General features: G+C 57.3%; 16 protein-coding genes and 3 tRNA genes. 2 read left to right on the plus strand and 17 right to left on the minus strand.

Annotated elements, in window-relative coordinates:
- Window positions 1-13: 13 nt before the first annotated feature.
- The 6 genes from ACTQXM_RS07110 to pstB all read right to left on the minus strand — a co-directional run bounded on the left by ACTQXM_RS07110 (window position 14) and on the right by pstB (window position 5,350).
- Window positions 14-664 carry a tyrosine-protein phosphatase gene (locus ACTQXM_RS07110; RefSeq protein WP_441537415.1) on the minus strand — a complete coding sequence of 217 codons (651 nt, stop codon included), beginning with the start codon at window positions 662-664 and terminating at the stop codon, window positions 14-16.
- A gap of 17 nt (window positions 665-681) precedes the next feature.
- Entirely contained in the window at window positions 682-1,419 is a 738-nt protein-coding gene (locus tag ACTQXM_RS07115) for a CpsD/CapB family tyrosine-protein kinase (RefSeq protein ID WP_441537414.1), read from the minus strand.
- Between the two features lie 2 nt (window positions 1,420-1,421).
- Complete coding sequence (locus ACTQXM_RS07120; RefSeq protein ID WP_441537413.1) at window positions 1,422-2,075, minus strand: YveK family protein; 654 nt, start codon at window positions 2,073-2,075, stop codon at window positions 1,422-1,424.
- Window positions 2,076-2,253: 178 nt separating this feature from the next.
- Window positions 2,254-3,630, minus strand: coding sequence for a sensor histidine kinase (locus tag ACTQXM_RS07125; protein ID WP_441547631.1), 1,377 nt, complete (start codon window positions 3,628-3,630; stop codon window positions 2,254-2,256).
- A gap of 51 nt (window positions 3,631-3,681) precedes the next feature.
- On the minus strand, window positions 3,682-4,410 hold the full coding sequence (locus ACTQXM_RS07130) for a response regulator transcription factor (protein WP_154517679.1): 729 nt from the start codon (window positions 4,408-4,410) through the stop codon (window positions 3,682-3,684).
- 64 nt (window positions 4,411-4,474) lie between these two features.
- Complete coding sequence (gene pstB / locus ACTQXM_RS07135) at window positions 4,475-5,350, minus strand: phosphate ABC transporter ATP-binding protein PstB (RefSeq protein ID WP_441048977.1); 876 nt, start codon at window positions 5,348-5,350, stop codon at window positions 4,475-4,477.
- Between the two features lie 251 nt (window positions 5,351-5,601).
- On the opposite strand from pstB, the gene ACTQXM_RS07140 reads away from it, so the two are divergent.
- A complete protein-coding gene (locus ACTQXM_RS07140; protein WP_427729169.1) occupies window positions 5,602-6,942 on the plus strand; it encodes a D-alanyl-D-alanine carboxypeptidase family protein in 1,341 nt (446 codons plus the stop codon).
- Between the two features lie 132 nt (window positions 6,943-7,074).
- Here the strand turns inward: ACTQXM_RS07140 and ACTQXM_RS07145 are convergent.
- The 7 genes from ACTQXM_RS07145 to serS form a co-directional block, all read right to left on the minus strand.
- Window positions 7,075-7,165: transfer RNA gene (locus ACTQXM_RS07145), tRNA-Ser, on the minus strand.
- 96 nt (window positions 7,166-7,261) lie between these two features.
- On the minus strand, window positions 7,262-9,643 hold the full coding sequence (locus ACTQXM_RS07150; protein ID WP_441547632.1) for a tetratricopeptide repeat protein: 2,382 nt from the start codon (window positions 9,641-9,643) through the stop codon (window positions 7,262-7,264).
- A gap of 655 nt (window positions 9,644-10,298) precedes the next feature.
- Window positions 10,299-10,739 (minus strand): GNAT family N-acetyltransferase, encoded by a 441-nt coding sequence (locus ACTQXM_RS07155; RefSeq protein ID WP_441537411.1) that lies wholly within the window; start codon window positions 10,737-10,739, stop codon window positions 10,299-10,301.
- Between the two features lie 343 nt (window positions 10,740-11,082).
- Window positions 11,083-11,159: transfer RNA gene (locus ACTQXM_RS07160), tRNA-Arg, on the minus strand.
- Window positions 11,160-11,512: 353 nt separating this feature from the next.
- Window positions 11,513-11,589 (minus strand) — tRNA-Arg (locus tag ACTQXM_RS07165).
- Window positions 11,590-11,663: 74 nt separating this feature from the next.
- The gene (locus tag ACTQXM_RS07170; RefSeq protein WP_441537410.1) at window positions 11,664-12,041 is read right to left on the minus strand and encodes a hypothetical protein; all 378 of its coding nucleotides are present in this window, start codon (window positions 12,039-12,041) and stop codon (window positions 11,664-11,666) included.
- 173 nt (window positions 12,042-12,214) lie between these two features.
- A complete protein-coding gene (serS, locus tag ACTQXM_RS07175) occupies window positions 12,215-13,498 on the minus strand; it encodes a serine--tRNA ligase (protein WP_427729163.1) in 1,284 nt (427 codons plus the stop codon).
- A gap of 111 nt (window positions 13,499-13,609) precedes the next feature.
- On the opposite strand from serS, the gene ACTQXM_RS07180 reads away from it, so the two are divergent.
- Entirely contained in the window at window positions 13,610-13,783 is a 174-nt protein-coding gene (locus tag ACTQXM_RS07180; protein ID WP_195838594.1) for a DUF6724 family protein, read from the plus strand.
- 156 nt (window positions 13,784-13,939) lie between these two features.
- Here the strand turns inward: ACTQXM_RS07180 and proC are convergent, their stop codons facing one another.
- The 4 genes from proC to ACTQXM_RS07200 all read right to left on the minus strand — a co-directional run.
- The gene (gene proC / locus ACTQXM_RS07185; protein ID WP_427719061.1) at window positions 13,940-14,710 is read right to left on the minus strand and encodes a pyrroline-5-carboxylate reductase; all 771 of its coding nucleotides are present in this window, start codon (window positions 14,708-14,710) and stop codon (window positions 13,940-13,942) included.
- A gap of 73 nt (window positions 14,711-14,783) precedes the next feature.
- Window positions 14,784-15,254 carry a 23S rRNA (pseudouridine(1915)-N(3))-methyltransferase RlmH gene (gene rlmH / locus ACTQXM_RS07190; protein ID WP_370450649.1) on the minus strand — a complete coding sequence of 157 codons (471 nt, stop codon included), beginning with the start codon at window positions 15,252-15,254 and terminating at the stop codon, window positions 14,784-14,786.
- A gap of 6 nt (window positions 15,255-15,260) precedes the next feature.
- Complete coding sequence (locus ACTQXM_RS07195) at window positions 15,261-16,199, minus strand: SPFH domain-containing protein (RefSeq protein WP_117848150.1); 939 nt, start codon at window positions 16,197-16,199, stop codon at window positions 15,261-15,263.
- Window positions 16,200-16,229: 30 nt separating this feature from the next.
- Window positions 16,230-16,600 (minus strand): hypothetical protein (locus ACTQXM_RS07200; protein ID WP_441537409.1); only part of this gene is annotated, 371 nt, incomplete at its 5' end.

Below are 16,600 nucleotides of genomic sequence, written 5' to 3' on the forward strand. Positions count from 1 at the left end.
TTAGGGACAGATTTTAGCGAAAATGAGCCCCGCGCACGCTAAACTTCGCACGCGCTTTTGCCAGGCAATCGTAGTGGCCCACGTTATGGGCGTCACTCGCGATAAAGCTGTACAGATTTTGCTCGAACAGGCGCTGCGCAGGCTTTTTCTCTCGACCAAAGCGGCCGCCGGCGATAAAGTCTGCCGAAGCTTGCAGCTTGCAGCCCATATCGACCAGACGCTCGGCCACACTCACATCCTTTTGAACAGCGCGATACCGCTCGGGATGAGCGATGATCACCTGGTAGCCGCGGCATTGCAAATCGTAAATCGTACTCTCGTACTCTCTAAACGCATAGGAATCAGCATGCGTCGAAAGCTCGAGCAGGAACTCGTTGGTTCCATCGAAATGCAGGTACTCCGCAGCGTCGATGCCCAGCTCGACGAGCTTTCGGTGGTTGACCTCAAAGCCCATCTGAAGCGGAAAACTATCTGCGTTATCCCGCAATAGCTCAAAGGCATCCCACATCTTGTCGTAGTCAAAATAGGGATCTCGACAATGCGGGGTGCAGACAATTCTGGTTACGCCAGCCTGCTTGGCAGCTGCAAGCATCGCCAAGCTCTCATCAAGATCGGCAGCGCCGTCGTCTACACCCGGCAAGATATGACAATGAATGTCGCGCATAGGTCGGCCTTAATCAACTAAACGTTTGCCCGGTTGGTAAAGATGCCCATTTTAGAAGCACCCTGAGCAGCGGAACCGTTCTTTACTTTCTTACCTTCCTTGGTGTAGTAAGAATAGTAATACTCGCTGGTCTCGGTCTCGCAGTAATTCATAACGGTACCGATGAGCTTGACCTTCTCGGACTTCTTAAGCTGAGCGATGGCGTTGAGCGCCTCCTCGCGCTTGGTGAAGTCTTCGCGCACCACAAACAGCGTGCCGTCAGTCAGGCTGGCGATCTCGGCAGCATCGATGAAGGTGCCGACCGGAGGAGCGTCAAAGATGACATACTGGAACTTGGCAGACAACGCCTTAACCAGCTTGGCAAAACGGTGAGACACGATGATGTCGGCAGGATTGGGAATATGAGGCTCAGCATCGAGGAAGTAGAAGTTCTTCTGACCCGTCTCGACGATTGCCTGGTCAATGGAAATCTGCTCGGACAGGACTGCGTAGAGTCCGCCACGCGAACGAACGCCAAGCATATCGGAAAGAGACCTGCGGCGCATGTCTCCCTCGACCAGAAGAACGCTCTTGCCGCTGGTGGCGATAGCCTGGGCAAGGTTGATGGAAACCGTAGACTTACCCTCGTTGGGAATCGAGGACGTGACGGTAATGGTGCGAATGGGATCATCCACGCTCGCAAAGCGGATGTTGGCCAGAAGGGTCTTGGCGGCATTCTGTACAACGAGCTTATCGGTGTTCTTTGCCTTAGCCATGCCTATTTACCACCTTTCATAGCCGGAATTCGGCCAACAACGGGAATGCCCAGGAGCTCTTCTGCCTCTTCTGCACCGCGGATGCGGGTATTGAGCATGTCTGCCAAAACGACATAGGCAACTGCGATAAAGATGCCCGCGAGGAACGCGACAGCAACGTACAGCAAGCGCTTGGGGCCGCTCGGAGACTCAGGGGTCTTGGCCTCATCGACCACGTTAATGCTCTGGGCGGCGCCAACATTTTGGGCGACCGTGCTTACCGAGTTGGCCATGGCCCTTGCAACCTTGGCCGTCTCCTTGGCATCGGTACCCGTCACCGAAAGCGTAATGACGCGCGTCGTGGTCTCGGACGAAACGGCAATCTTGTAATCATCCAGATCGGAAAGGCCCAGATCCTTGGCGGCACCACTCTTAACGCTATCGCTGTCGAGCAGCGTGGCGATATCGTTGGAAAGCATCTGGCTCGCCGAAAGGTCGTTATAGCTCATCTGACCGCCGTCGGTCTTAGCGAGAATGTACATGCTCGTCGTGGCGGTGTAGGTATTGTCCATCATGGCAAAGGACGCGATACCCATGACGATCGCACAGACCACCGGAAGGGTAATGACCAGCTTGAGATGCTTTTTAAGCAGCTGGAACAATTCGAGAAGGGTCATGCAGCTTGCCTTTCAGTTCCCGAGTTCGTATTGACAAAACTGCTCGTATAATATCGCATATTTCTACCATGCCCAAGCTCTATACATAAGATACAGCGTCCGCGTGTAAGTTGCGCAACAATTCACGCGGCAGCGGAGGCGCGGGCGTACCGTCTAATCCTCGGTTTTTGCTATGCCGCTACGCGAACGGTCCCTCTTGTTGCACGGGAAACGTTACCGTAATGGTGGTTCCCACGCCCGGCTCACTCGACAGGTCAATCGCGGCGTGATGGTACAGAGCGGCGTGTTTGACGATCGCCAAACCCAGGCCGGTTCCGCCACGCGCCTTAGAACGACTCTTGTCCACGCGATAAAAACGCTCGAACACTTTACCCTGCTCCTCGGGCGCAATACCGATACCCGTATCGGCAACAGACAGGTACGGATGACCCTCGTCATTGGTCCCGCAGCGCAGCGTGACCGTACCGCCAGGTCGGTTGTAGCGAATGGCGTTGCTTGCAAGGTTGTAGATCAGCTCGTCAATCAGGCGCGGCACGCCTTCGATCACCATGGGCTTCGTCTCGTGCCCAATGGTCACATTCGACTGCCGGGCAACTTGCTCAAGACGCTGTTCCACCGTCAACATGGCGCGAGAGAGCTCGATGGGTTCTGTGGACCCAATGGGCACCGCCTCGCCCTCGGATGCTCGCTCCGCCTCGTCCAAGTTGGAAAGCGTAAGAATGTCGTTGACGAGCGCTGCCAGGCGGCCCGCCTCGCGATAGATGCGGCCACCAAAGTTGCGCAAGTCGTCCTCGCCCTCAACCATGCCGTTTGCAATAAGCTCGGCATAGCCCGAAATCGCGGTAAGCGGGGTCTTGAGCTCATGGGTGATATTGGCCGTGAACTCGCGGCGCATTCGGTCGTTGTCCGCTAGCACCGCCATTTGGCGCTTGAGTTCCTGGCGCTGCGACTCGATACGCTCAAGCATGGGGACCATCTCGGCATAGGCGTGCTCATAGCTACGGCGTGGGTGGTCCAAATCCACCTCTTGCAACGGCGCGATGATTGCACGGGACTCGCGGCGCGCCATAAAAAACGAGAGTATTGCACCCGCTGCTGCGATAAGCAGCATCGGCGCCACCATCGACAGCAAAATCGCCGCGACGCCAGGCTGGGCTTGCGCCAAGCGGACAACCTGGCCGTTATCAAGGGCGACGGCGCGATACAGCATAATCTCGTCGAGCGTAGAGCTTGCGCGCTCCGCGGAACCCAAACCACTCTCAAAGGCCTCGATGACCTCGGGGCGATCGCCATGGTTGGGCAGTGAGGAAGGCGACGCCTCGTTGTCGTAGGCAACCGATCCATCCTTGTTAATCAGCGTAATGCGCAAGTCCTCGCGATCGAGGCTACGCAAGAACGGGATGGGCTCCTGCTGTTCGTCGAGGGCGGCAGCAATGAGCTCGGTTTCCTGCGCCAGATTGGCACTCGTGGCATCCGCCAAGGTGTTTTGCACAAAGAACGCACCCAGCACCGTAAACGCCACGATAACCGCCATGGCGCAAACAAAGATCGTCACAAAAACGCGGTGCGACAGCGTATGTTTTCCCTGGGGGGCGAAGACCACGGGCTACTCCTCCGATGCGGTGGCCGCGGTGTCGTCACCTTCGGCACCGTCACCGGCAGAAGGCTCGGCCAAGCGGTAGCCCACGCCGCGCACGGTCTCGATGGCGCTGGCATGCTCGCCCAGTTTTTGGCGAAGCGTCTGCACGTGCACGTCAACGGTGCGCGAACCGCCGTCGAAATCCCAACCCCACACGCTCTGCAGCAACGACTCGCGGGTAAAGACCACGCCGGGCTTGCGCATGAGGTACTCGAGCAGGTCGAACTCGCGCAGGGTGAGCTTAAGCGGCTCGCCGGCAACGGTCACCTCGCGATGGCTGGGCGAAAGCACGATATCGCCCACGCTGAGCACATCGCTCGCCTGCTTGACCATGCCGCCGCGACGCAGCAGTGCGCGGCAGCGGCTCGCAAGCTCCATGAGCGAAAACGGCTTAGTCAGGTAATCGTCGGCACCGCCATCGAGCGCCATCACCTTGTCGAGCTCGGTATCCTTGGCGGTAAGCATCATGATGGGCACCGTCTCCGTCAGGCGATCGGCACGCAGGCGACGCATAATCGCCAAGCCATCGGTATCGGGCAGCATGATATCGAGCAGCACGGCATCGGGCACCCGTCGCGCCACGGCAGCCTTAAACTCACCGTCGCACGAAAAGCCTTCGGCCTCGATCCCCTGCTTGCGCAGTGCATAGACCGTCAAATCCCTGATGTTGTCATCGTCCTCGACGTAATAGATCATGTTGAACCCCTTTGCGGCTGGCATGACCGCATCTTAATCCTAAAGGTACCTTTACTAGATGGTATCAGCCAAAACGCCCCGTCAAATAATCCGCCGTACGCGGGTCAGTAGGATTTTTGAAAAGCTGAGCGGTGGGCGCGTGCTCCACCAACTCACCTAGCAAGAAAAACGCGACGGAATCGGATATGCGCGCCGCCTGCTGCATATTGTGTGTAACGACCACGAGCGTGCAGGTCTCTTTGAGCTCGCAGGCCAGCTGCTCCACCACGAGCGTCGACACGGGGTCGAGCGCCGAGGTCGGCTCGTCCATCAGCAGAACATCGGGCCGCACGGCAAGCGCACGGGCGATGCACAAACGTTGCTGCTGTCCGCCCGAAAGCCCCAGACCAGACTCCTTGAGTTTGTCCTTGACTTCGTCCCACAGGGCAGCGCGGCGCAGGGAGTCCTCGACCAGCTCATCCAGCACAGCGCGATCGCGCACACCCATACCGCGGGGGCCATAGGCGACGTTGTCGTAGATGCTCATGGGAAACGGGTTGGGGCGCTGGAACACCATGCCCACGCGCTGGCGAAGGCGGCAGATGTCGTAATCGCCCAGGATATCTTGACCATCGAGCGCAATCTTGCCCTCGATGCGGCAGTCCTTGATGCCGTCGTTCATGCGGTTAAAGCAACGCAGCAACGTCGACTTGCCGCAGCCCGAAGGACCGATAAACGAGGTAATCTGCTTGTCGCGGATCTTGATGGACACATCCTTAAGCGCGTGGTGATCGCCATAGAACAGGTCGAGGCCCTCGACATCGATGCGCGTCGGCGAGGCGGCAAGGTCCTCTGCCGTGGGGCGAGTCGCATCCCCAACTTCGCGCTCATGCGCGGCCTCGGCCTGCGCTTCCATTAGCTCCTCGAGCTCCGTGGGCCCCACAGCCGCAGCAGCCGTCATACCGCATACCTCCACATCGATATCAAATCAGCAGTATCGATAGTAAAAATCGCAGCTCATATATGCGTGAGGGTATTGTCAAGTATTTGTAAGGGCCTCCTCGATACGCGACGGGCAATCATATCGACCGTGCACACCCAAGCGTCCGCTCAGACACGAAGATAAACCTTACGCGCCAAACCCCAAGCGGCACAGCCGGTAAACGATATACTCTAGAGCCAAAGGAGACCATCCCGTCGAAAGCGAAATCAGTGAAGCATCTTACCCCTCTTGTAAAGCGTTCCGCGCAGCTGACCGTTGGCCTTGCCTGCGCCGTCGCCCTTGTCGCCGGTATTCCGTCCGTCGCCGGCGCCCAAGTGCTCACGACCGATAACATCTGCGGCAAAGCCGCCGATGCACGCGGCATTGCAGCCGAAGACCTGCCCGATATCGATGCCTCCAATGCGTTTGTCATGGGTAAAAACGGCACCGTCTACTATGCCCGTAGCGCCGACGAGCAAGTCAAAATCGCCTCGATCACCAAGGTCATGACTGCAATCCTCGCGGTCGAGAACTGCAAAATGGACGAGAAAATCACCGTGAGCAACGCGGCGGCAGCCGTAGGCAACTCGACCGCGGGACTCCTCGAAGGCGACGAGCTCACCGTCGAGCAAGCGCTGCGCGGCCTGATGATCCCCTCAGGCAACGACGCCGCCATCGCGCTTGCCGAACACGTGGGCAAAAAACTTGACCCCAAGACCAAAGATGCCGTCGCTACGTTTGTAAAAGCCATGAACGAGCAGGCCAAGAAGCTCGGCTGCACGGGAACGCTCTTCGAGAACCCGCACGGGCTGGATTTTGACGAATGGGCCGGCGATATGCATTCAACCGCACACGATGTGGCATTGATGATGCAAGAGGCCATGAAGGACGACACGATTCGCGAAGTCATGGCGAGCAAAGATCCCTGGATCGAAGTGACGGGCGCCGACGGCTCCGATCATTCGCATTCCATGGAAACGCACAATGTTTTATTGGACCAAGACGGCAATATCGGCGGTAAGACCGGCACCACCGACGATGCCGGATACTGCTTTGCAAGCGCCTACAATCGCGATGGCGACGAGATCTATACCGTTGTCTTGAACTCCAGCACCACCGACCAGCGTTTTGCCGATACGGCCACACTTGCTAGTTGGTATTACGACCACAAGGTAACGGTCGAAATCGCCAATACGCAAAAGAAGACCGCCAACGGAAACCCGCTGATGGCACGTGTCAGCCAAACCGACTGGACAGACAAAACGATCGACGCCACGCTTGCCGACCCCACCGCGCAGGCAACGGTGTTCTCACTCGCCGGCGAAGTGACCGAAAAGGTTAGCTACGATGACCTTTCGGGCACGGTGCATGTTGGCGATAAGGTGGGCAGCGTTACGCTTAAGCAGGACGGCACCAAGATTGCCGTCATGGACCTGGTTGCCGACGAGGAAGGAACGGGGCCCAATCCCATCGAGTGGCTGCTCGTGAAGCTCGACCGCCTGGGCCGCCGCATCGACAACCGCCCGCTCACAGCCGAGAGCGAGACCGTAGCCAAGGCTCCTGAGGTGTAGGGCCAAAGCGATATCACATCGAACCAAATGAGGCGTCCAACGGGGCGCCTCATTTTTTGAGGGTTCGAATCCCCAGCTAACGTTCTCTATACCAAAAAGGGCCCCTTACGGAGCCCTTTTTCAAATTCGTACTGGCGGAGAGCTGGGGATTCGAACCCCAGATGCCCTTTTGGGGCATACTCGCTTAGCAGGCGAGCACCTTCGGCCTCTCGGTCAGCTCTCCGTAACAGCCGTTCCATAGTAACCAAACACTCGAATCCGGGCAAGGGGAAATTTTGATAATTGGCCGGCAGGCTTTCCTCCCCCATAAATCAAACCCCTATCCCAACGACCGGCTGAGGGAGCCGAGCTCATCGTTTCCCATCGTGCGCCACATTTGGAAGATGCAGACGCGTGCCAGGAAAAAGAAACCGTTATCGACCAGCTGCACAGCAGCGTCTGCCAGCTGGTTGGACACGGCGGGCACCGGCGGCAGTTCGAGCCCGGCCTTACTGATGGTCTCAACCGCTTCCTCGAACGTCGGTGGCTCATTGACACCCATCTCGTTCATAAGGCCCTGCATTTCCTCCAGTGCGTTGCTGCCCGACTCCTCACCGCGCGGTACCAAGCGGTAGCACGCCAACGCCAGCTCGAGCTGATCGCAGTTCCAGTAGGCAAACGCTAGGCGATAGAACAGGTAGCCGATTGAGGAACGGTCACTGGCAATGCGCAGGCCGTGGCGCGCCACCTCAATGACCTCGTCATAGCGCTCCAGACGCGCCAGCACGTTGATGAGTGCAAAGTGTGATTGCATGGATGAGCGCGCTAGATCGTAAAGATGACGCACCTCGGGCAATGCCCGCTCAAAATCCTCCTGATCGGCGTAAAAGCTGCAAATCTCATGCTGGGCAAAGTACAGCGCATCGGGAGCGCGCAAAATACGAAGGGAGCGGTCTTCCTCCATTACCGGCAGCACCATACGCACCAGTTGGTTGTCGCAAAACAGCGTCTGGACCGGTCCTGTCGCCAAAAGCTCGGCAACGGCGCACTTGGCCTCCAGCTCCTCAACAAGACGGGAAAAGCCCTCAAACGCACCCGCGCGGTCGACTTTTGCCCGCTCGCGCAACTCAGCGACGCGCGCCACATACGGGTCATCGCCCTCCTCCATAACCTCAAGCTCATCAGCCGTATCGGCAAGCAGCAGGTCGCGCAACGCCGGCGGCAGCGAACGGTGGTCGTCACGCGGGCGAGCATGAACCTCAGCGGGCTCAATCGCATCCGGCGCGTCCGACTCATATGCCTCAAGCATGCGCTTGCACGGCATATCATCCATATCCATGCTTTCAAAATTCTTAGCGGCGGGAACGCAATTGGCCAGATAGGCCGCACGCCCAAAGGAATATGTTGCAACAATGCGCTCACCCTGCTCGCCATCGGGAGCCGCAATCTGAACGTAGCAGCGCGTAATGCTGGCACCGGCAGCAAAACAAGCCGCTGCCAGCGTGAGCGCCACGCGCGCGTCGTGCTCCGCGGCCCAAATCGCACGCACGTCCTCGTCCAACTCACGCCAGACGTCATCCTGGGCGTCGTATTCACGTTGGGGCATGGCATCCACGACCGAGCGCCCAAACCGAACGAGCATAATCCCCTCGGCAACGTTTGCCCGATAGGTATAGTCAAGCCGCGTGACAACGTTGAGGGCTTCGACCGCGCGCGCAAAACGGGTGCGCACGTCCCACTCACCGCCTGGCTGGCAAGCTACCGTACCCGGTTTGCCCCACGGGTTGTCACTCGAGGCCGTATCGAGCAGTCGGGGAACATCGTTGGTCGTCTTGGCGATATGCCACGCGTCAAAGAGCGCGCAGCCCTCAAGGCTCGGCGAGGATGCCGCAGGGGCCAATCCGGCCCCGATGCGCTCAAGGATGCCGGAGAGGCGGTTAAGACGACACTCGATAGCAAGCAGCATGTCAATCTCGTCCTGGTCCAGCAGGCTACGATCAAAATTGAGATAGAACAGCTTTGAGCGGTCGATACGCGCTAGGCCCATCTCGGACTTGGCAGCGATGGTGCGCAGTCGGGGCAAATCGACCTCGCTCATAAGGGCGGCGGCATAACGCTCGATACCGCTCGGATTATCGGCATGGTCAACGCGGTAGAGCAGTGTCTCGATAGCATCGGGGAGCGGTGCCGTGTTAAAGCCCAAAAACACCTCGACCGGCTCGGGCAACTTTACGAGTTTGATCTTGTTGGCGGTGTTTTTTATACCCTCATCGAGCTCGTCGGCAGGTACCGTGTTCGCAAGGGCGTTTTTGGGGTCGGCAAATATCACGTAGCGCAAGAACATCGAGGCCATAAACTCGCCATAAGGGAGAGCACGGCTCGAATTCCATGTCTCGTGGTCGGACTGCTCACGCATGGGCCCTTCGGGAGAGCCGGCCGTTCGCGCGCAAGCGCGCATTGCACCGTTGGCTCCCCGCACCAAAATCTCGCCAACACTGGAATCGGACTCGTCAAGGACCAATTTCATGTCGGGGTTCTTGGGCAATGGCACTTTCTGAACAGGGCCGTCAACCTTATAGACCTCACCTGACACGCTCACGTAGCCCAAAAGCGATATGTGGCTTTTGCCTACGAATTCGACGACGTAGCAAGACTCTTTAGGATCCTCGCCAAAAACTTTCCAGACAACACCATACGAGCGCCCCGCGGGTTGCTCTGGCATCGATGGAAAACGCTTTTTGGGGTCGAGAAACCTGAGCTTGTATGTCGGACGCTCTGCCACGAAATATCACCCTGATCGGTCGTCTAGCGAAGGAGTGGTCGCGGATGGACCGCGACATCTACACGGAATCTTACACGAGTCGATAAGAAATAGTCTCCCGCGGGCGGAGGCGCACGATTCCAGTCGAATGTCTGGGGTCGAATGGCGGCGTAAAAGAAAAGCCCCCGTCGCCGGAGGCTTTAAGCTCAATTGGTGCGGCGTATAGGATTCCGCGCATCCGCTTCGCGGATCCGCACCGGCTTCGCCCGCCTGCCGGCGCGCTCGCCCGCTCGCTAAAAACGCTTCGCGTTTTCTTTACGCTCGCGCCTCGACCGAGGTTCGAATCCATGCATGGCTTCCAAAAAAGAAAAGCCCCCGTTAGCGGGGTGTTCGTAAGACAGTTAAATAGGCAAAAGGCGTGACGAAAGTGATCACGCCTTTTTTCATGTAAGGATAGCCGCATAGCGGCGCAAGGGATGGATCCCCTTGTACGGAACGCAGTGACGCACCCCAGATATTCAGGGGGCCGAGCTGTTCGGTCTCGCAGAGCGCACATACGGGTTTAACCCGTATAGAAGTGCGCCCTTAGTATCAGTTCGACAAATCTTAATTTGACTTACTTCTTCACTCTTTTTGATAAATGAAGTTCATTATCATCTACATATCCAAGTTTATTATATACAGTTTGTGCAACAAGATTTTCTTGTCCTGTTAGAAGTTCATATTTGTCAAGTGGATAATTCTTACTGCAATAAGCCTCTGCAAAAGTAATCATCTCACTCGCTAAGCCTCTTTTTCTGTATGCTGGTTTAACATACACTTCTGTAATTTCAGGCATATATTCATCATAGCAGAACGATTTTTTAAGCTGAACACAAACAAATCCAACTAACATATCATCTTCATCAGCAACGATAACAACTTCCTGTTTATTATTCATAAGGGAATTTCTAATATTGTCTATGCTTGTATCGCCCTCACCATTAAATTCGTTGTTTAAGATGTTTAATTGCTCCGCATCATTTACAGTTGCTATTCTTACCATTACAACCTTCATAAATTATTATCTATTCGACCTATTCAAGTTTAACGGTCTGTTTAATCATATCATACGGCTTCAATTTATACAAGAACAGTCCCGGCAGACATTACTGCCGGGACTGAAACTGTTTTACGAATGCTCCCGATTGCCGGGAGCTTTAAAGTCAATTGGTGCGGCGTATAGGATTCCGCGCATCCGCTTCGCGGATCCGCACCGGCTTCGCCCGCCTGCCGGCGCGCTCGCCCGCTCGCTAAAAACGCTCCGCGTTTTCTTTACGCTCGCGCCTCGACCGAGGTTCGAATCCATGCATGGCTTCCAAAAAAGAAAAGCCCCCGTTGCCGGAGGCTTCAAGTTCGATTGGTGCGGCGTATAGGATTCGAACCTATGACGTTCTGATTCGTAGTCAGACCCTCTATCCAGCTGAGGTAACGCCGCAACGCACGGATTATTATGCACGCGAGGCCCCGACGGGTCAAGCGACAATTTGAAAAAATTTTACGATGTGGTGATTATGCTGCTCGCGCCTCGACCGAGGTTCGAATCCATGCATGGCTTCCAAAAAAGAAAAGCCCCCGTTGCCGGAGGCTTCAAGTTCGATTGGTGCGGCGTATAGGATTCCGCGCATCCGCTTCGCGGATCCGCACCGGCTTCGCCCGCCTGCCGGCGCGCTCGCCCGCTCGCTAAAAACGCTCCGCGTTTTCTTTACGCTCGCGCCTCGACCGAGGTTCGAATCCGTGCATGGCTTCCAAAAAAGAAAAGCCCCCGTTGCCGGGAGCTTTAAAGTCAATTGGTGCGGCGTATAGGATTCGAACCTATGACGTTCTGATTCGTAGTCAGACCCTCTATCCAGCTGAGGTAACGCCGCAGCGCAAGACATATGAAACCATTTTAGTTAATTGGAGTCAAGCACAATCTTGATTTTTTTCTAGACCATTTTCCTCATGCAGCTCCGCATGTATCACCGTTTCCCATACGATCGATCGGCTTTTCAACCACATCGAACCCAACACCGAGTTCCTTCAATAGCGAGCGCACCCGCTGGGTGCAATCATACTCGGCAAACGAGATACTCAGCATGCGTGCCACCTGGTTAGAAGTCCCGACTCCATAGAACCGTTCGAGTGTTGCAAGCCCTTCGTGCGTCACAAAGGTCTCAACTACATGTGGCGACTCCTCAAAGCACCATTGGGTCAACGGACCCTCGCTCGTTTGCCTCACCACCAAGCCACCCATACCCGATGGCTCACACGTAACTAGCAGGTGCTCCCCACCTTCATCGCTCTCAAATAAAACTACCCGCTCATCAAACAGGTCCATCACATCCCCCTTCTCTTGCTCGTATCTAGTAAAAGCATAGCAGGTAGATGAGCGTATACAGAACATTTGTTCGTGTATTTTGTATTGAGCTGTCCGCGCGACATGGTAAGGCTCCGCGCACAAAAAAGGCGCCCCGGATAGGGGCGCCCCCGCAAATCGCTTATGCAGCAAACCTACGCGACCGGCTCGATCTTCTCGAGGCCGCCCATGTAAGGACGCAGAACCTCGGGGATCGTAATGGTGCCGTCGGCGTTCTGGTAGTTCTCCAGAATGGCGGCCATGGTGCGGCCAGCCGGCAGACCGGAACCGTTAAGGGTGTGCAGGTAGCGCGAGCCCTTGAAGTTCTCGGGATCGCGATACTTGATGTTGGCGCGGCGAGCCTGGAAGTCGCCGCAGTTGGAGCAGGAGCTAATCTCCTTGTAGGCGTTGTAGCTCGGCAGCCAGACCTCAATGTCGTAGGTCTGACGGGCAGAGAAGCCCAAGTCGCCGGTGCACAGGCTAATCACGCGATACGGAAGACCCAGCTGCTGAAGCAGGAACTCGGCCTCGGCGGTCATGCTCTCGAGCTCCTCGTCGGACTCCTCCGGCTTGGCAAACTTGACCATCTCGACCTTGTCGAACTCGTGCTGGCGGATGATGCCGCGGGTGTCGCGACCAGCGGAGCCGGCCTCCTCGCGGAAGCAGGGGGTGAAGGCGGTGTAGCGGCGCGGCAGGGTGTCGGCATCGAGAACCTCGCCGGCGTGCAGGTTGGTAAGCACGACCTCGGCGGTGGGGATCAGGAAGTTATCGCCCGAGACATGATAGGCATCGTCCTCGAACTTGGGCAGTTGGCCCGTGCCAAACATGGTCTGGCGCTTGACGACGATGGGCGGCCACCACTCCTTAAAACCACGGCTGGTGTGCGTATCGAGGAAGAAGTTGATGAGGGCGCGCTCCAGACGGGCGCCGGCGCCACCGAGAACGGTGAAGCGGCTACCGGAGAGCTTGTTGCCGCGCTCGAAGTCGAGGATGTCGAGGTCGGTGCCCAGATCCCAGTGCGGTTTAAAGTCGAAGTCGAACACGCGTGGGGTGCCCCAACGACGGCGCTCGATGTTCTCGTCCTCGTCCTTGCCGTACGGGGTGGCCTCGCAAGGAATGTTGGGCAGGTGAGCCATAAAGTCGTACTGCTCCTGCTCGAGAGCGGTGCGGCGCTCGGCCAGACCGTCGATCTTCTCGTTGACGGCGCGCACGGCCTCCTTGGCGGCCTCGGCCTCGTCCTTCTTGCCCTCCTTCATCAGGGCGCCGATCTTCTTGGACTCGGCATTACGCGTGGCCTGGAGCTCCTCGACCTCGGTGATGACGGCACGACGCTCATCGTCGAGCTCAAAGAACTTCTCGCGATCCCAAGACGTCTGGCGGTTAGCCATGGCGGTATCGATGGCATCGGGGTTCTCGCGAACAAACTTGATATCAAGCATTAGATCCTCCGGTGATATACATTCCATTTAGGTTGCAACCTTGTACATGTATGGGCAAGTATATACTTATGAGCGTTTACGACCCAACTCAACTACGCAAGAAGGCACCCAATGGACGCAGTTTTTTCCTTTTTGTTTGGCACCCGCACCGGTTTTGCCATCCTTTTCGCCGGCGGCATCCTGCTGTTTGCGATTCTTGCCTTTGTAATGGAGAAGCGCACCCATAAGCTCTACGTCGACCGCGGGCCCAAATCCGAAGAAGATCAAGACAGCTTCTGGGACTAACCTGCCATTTAGGGACAGGTTTATTTTGGTCGGTTTTATCTGGGCAAACGCAAGCGCCCCGCAACCGGTATCAACCCGGTTGCGGGGCGCTTTTCGCTATAGAGATAAAACCGCAGGAAAAACCTGCCAAAATAAACCTGTCCCTAAATGGCAGGTTTACTGAAGGGTGGCGTCGATGGCCTTGACCAGGGCGCTGCGCATGCCGGCGTCCTCGAGCGCGACGACGCCCTTGATGGTTGCGCCGCCGGGCGAGCACACGGCATCCTTCATCGCCGCAGGATGCTGCCCAGTTGCAAGCTGCAATTTCGCCGTACCCAGAACCATCTGGCTCACAATGCGATAGGCGTCGGCGCGCGGAATGCCGTGCTTGACGGCCGCGTCGCCCAGGGCCTCAATCGCCATGGCAACAAATGCCGGGGCGCAACCGCCCACGGTACCGCCCACAAACAGCAAGCTCGTATCGAGCTCAACGACAGTGCCGAGCTTTCCGAGCAGGTCGAGCACCACGGCACGCTGCTCGCCGTTGAGCGTAGAGGACTTCTCGCAGGCGATGACGCCCTCGCCCACCGAAACCGGTGTATTGGGGACCGTCGAGATGTGCGCGACGCCCGGCAGGACCTGCTCCCACTTGGCACTGTCCCAAGTCCAGGCGACCGAAAGGACGACCTTATCGGCAAGAGTATCCTTGAGCGGAGCGAAGACCTTCTCGATCATGTACGGCTTGACCGCAGCAACCACGATATCGGATACAGCGACAACCTCCGCCGCATCACGACAGGCAAGTATCCCACGCGCCTCACAGCGCTCAACCAGGGCATCGTAGCGGCCCGCGCAGGCACACATGTCGCTCGCAGCCACACCGGCGGCAATCCAGCCATCGGCCATAGCGCTCGCCATATTGCCAAAACCGACAAATCCAATCTTCATATCTCATAGTCCTCTCAGACAGGTTCTTCAAATCGAGAGCTATTGTCCCACGGCATTGTTTCGTGTTGCCGACCTATTTGTGATACGGCTCACCACGGCTAATCTTGCAGGCGCGGTAGACCTGCTCCAGCAGCACCACGCGCGCCAAGTTATGCGGCAAGGTAATGCGTCCAAAGCTGAGCATTTCGTCAGCTCGTGAGCGAACATCGTCGCTCACGCCGTCCGATCCGCCAATCACAAAGGCGATGTCGCTGTTGCCTCGCAACATAAGATCATCGAGCCGCGCCGAGAGTTCCTCACTCGAGCGCTCTTTGCCCTCAATGGCCAGCAGAATCACATGCGCTCGGGGCGGCAGGGCTGCAAGAATCGCCGCTCCCTCCTTGTCGCGCGCGGCATCCACGCCGCCCGCCTTGGCCGGGTCGATATCGGCCACCTCGCGCATATCCACCTTGGCATAGGCGCCCAGGCGCTTGGTGTACTCGGCGCAGGCATCCTTCCAAAAACGCTCTTTGAGCTTACCGACGCATACAACGGTGCACTTCACGCGCGCCTACTCCTTCGAATCGTTTTGAACTTTGCCGGCGGTCAGCATCTGCTCGAACATAGAGGCCGACTGCGAAAAGTCGCTCGGCAGCACGACCGTCGATGTTTTACCCGTGCGAGCGAACTCCGTCATCATCTCGGACCATTGCGTAAACATGAACAGCTGGTTGGCCTCATCGTTGCCGACGCCCGTCTCCTGGATAATCTCGAGCGAATCCTTGATACCCAGCGCGATGGCCTTGCGCTGGTTGGCGATGCCTTCGCCCGCCTTTTCCATTGCCTCGGCCTCGGCGGTCGCCTCGGTAACGCGCTTGATGCGGTCGGCCTCAGCGAGCTCCTGCGCAGCAGCGCGCTTACGCTGGGCGGCGTTGATGTCATTCATAGAGTTCTCGACCTCGGTCGGCAGCGCGATCTTGGTGATGAGCGTCGACACGAGGGTAAAGCCGTAGGCGGCCATCTGCTCGGATACGGTGGCGTTGACGTCCTTGGCAATGTCATCCTTCTTGGCAAAGACCTCATCAAGGGTATAGACAGGGATGGAAGAGCGCAGGGCATCGGTAATGAAGTCGCGCATCTGGTCGACGGGCTCCTGCAGCATGTAGTAGCTCTTGTAGATGCCCGAATCTGCCGGGCCGGCTCCCATGTCATAGCTCACGTGGTACTGAGCAGAGACCTCAAGGCCGATAGTCACGTTGTCCTGGGTCTTAACGTCGATCCCAAAACCGTTTTTCATGGTGCGCAGACTCACCGTGGCGGCCTTGCGGTCGATCACGGGCACCTTCATGTGGAAACCCGCGTTGACGATGCGGTTAAACTTGCCCAGGCGCTCGATGATCACAGCATGCTGCTGTTCAACGACATAGCAGGCGTTGGGAAGCAGTAGCAACAAAATGATGATGGGAAGTAGAAGGCTCGTAAGGGCAGCGATAATACCGGATAACAGCATGGTCTCTCCTCCGATGGGCACACGTTGGCACTAGGATACCCGCACAAAGCAGCCATGCGACACCATCAGGAGGCCCATAACAAAAAAGCTCCCATTGCTGTGAGCTCTTTCAATCAATGGTGCGGGCGAAAGGACGTCCGCGTATCCGCTGCGCGGATCCGCACCGGCTTCGCCCGCCTGCCGGCGGACTCGCCAGCTCGCTAAAAACGCTCCGCGTTTTCTTGACGCTCGTTCCTTCGCAGGTTCAAGTCCCTGCGATGGGCCCATAACAAAAAAGCTCCCATTGCTGGGAGCTCTTTCAATCAATGGTGCGGGCGAAAGGACGTCCGCGTATCCGCTGCGCGGATCCGCACCGGCTTCGCCCGCCTGCCGGCGGACTCGCCAGCTCGCTAAAAACGCTC

Source organism: Collinsella sp. LCP19S3_D3, from assembly GCF_052121455.1.
Taxonomy (GTDB): domain Bacteria; phylum Actinomycetota; class Coriobacteriia; order Coriobacteriales; family Coriobacteriaceae; genus Collinsella.

Coding starts and splice junctions, on each gene's coding strand:
- ACTQXM_RS07110 (WP_441537415.1), bottom strand. CDS start 664: ATGCGCGACATTCATTGTCATATCTTGCCGGGTGTAGACGACGGCGCT.
- ACTQXM_RS07115 (WP_441537414.1), bottom strand. CDS start 1,419: ATGGCTAAGGCAAAGAACACCGATAAGCTCGTTGTACAGAATGCCGCC.
- ACTQXM_RS07120 (WP_441537413.1), bottom strand. CDS start 2,075: ATGACCCTTCTCGAATTGTTCCAGCTGCTTAAAAAGCATCTCAAGCTG.
- ACTQXM_RS07130 (WP_154517679.1), bottom strand. CDS start 4,410: ATGATCTATTACGTCGAGGACGATGACAACATCAGGGATTTGACGGTC.
- pstB (WP_441048977.1), bottom strand. CDS start 5,350: ATGACGGCTGCTGCGGCTGTGGGGCCCACGGAGCTCGAGGAGCTAATG.
- ACTQXM_RS07150 (WP_441547632.1), bottom strand. CDS start 9,643: ATGCCAGAGCAACCCGCGGGGCGCTCGTATGGTGTTGTCTGGAAAGTT.
- ACTQXM_RS07155 (WP_441537411.1), bottom strand. CDS start 10,739: ATGAAGGTTGTAATGGTAAGAATAGCAACTGTAAATGATGCGGAGCAA.
- ACTQXM_RS07170 (WP_441537410.1), bottom strand. CDS start 12,041: ATGGACCTGTTTGATGAGCGGGTAGTTTTATTTGAGAGCGATGAAGGT.
- serS (WP_427729163.1), bottom strand. CDS start 13,498: ATGCTTGATATCAAGTTTGTTCGCGAGAACCCCGATGCCATCGATACC.
- ACTQXM_RS07180 (WP_195838594.1), top strand. CDS start 13,610: ATGGACGCAGTTTTTTCCTTTTTGTTTGGCACCCGCACCGGTTTTGCC.
- proC (WP_427719061.1), bottom strand. CDS start 14,710: ATGAAGATTGGATTTGTCGGTTTTGGCAATATGGCGAGCGCTATGGCC.
- ACTQXM_RS07195 (WP_117848150.1), bottom strand. CDS start 16,199: ATGCTGTTATCCGGTATTATCGCTGCCCTTACGAGCCTTCTACTTCCC.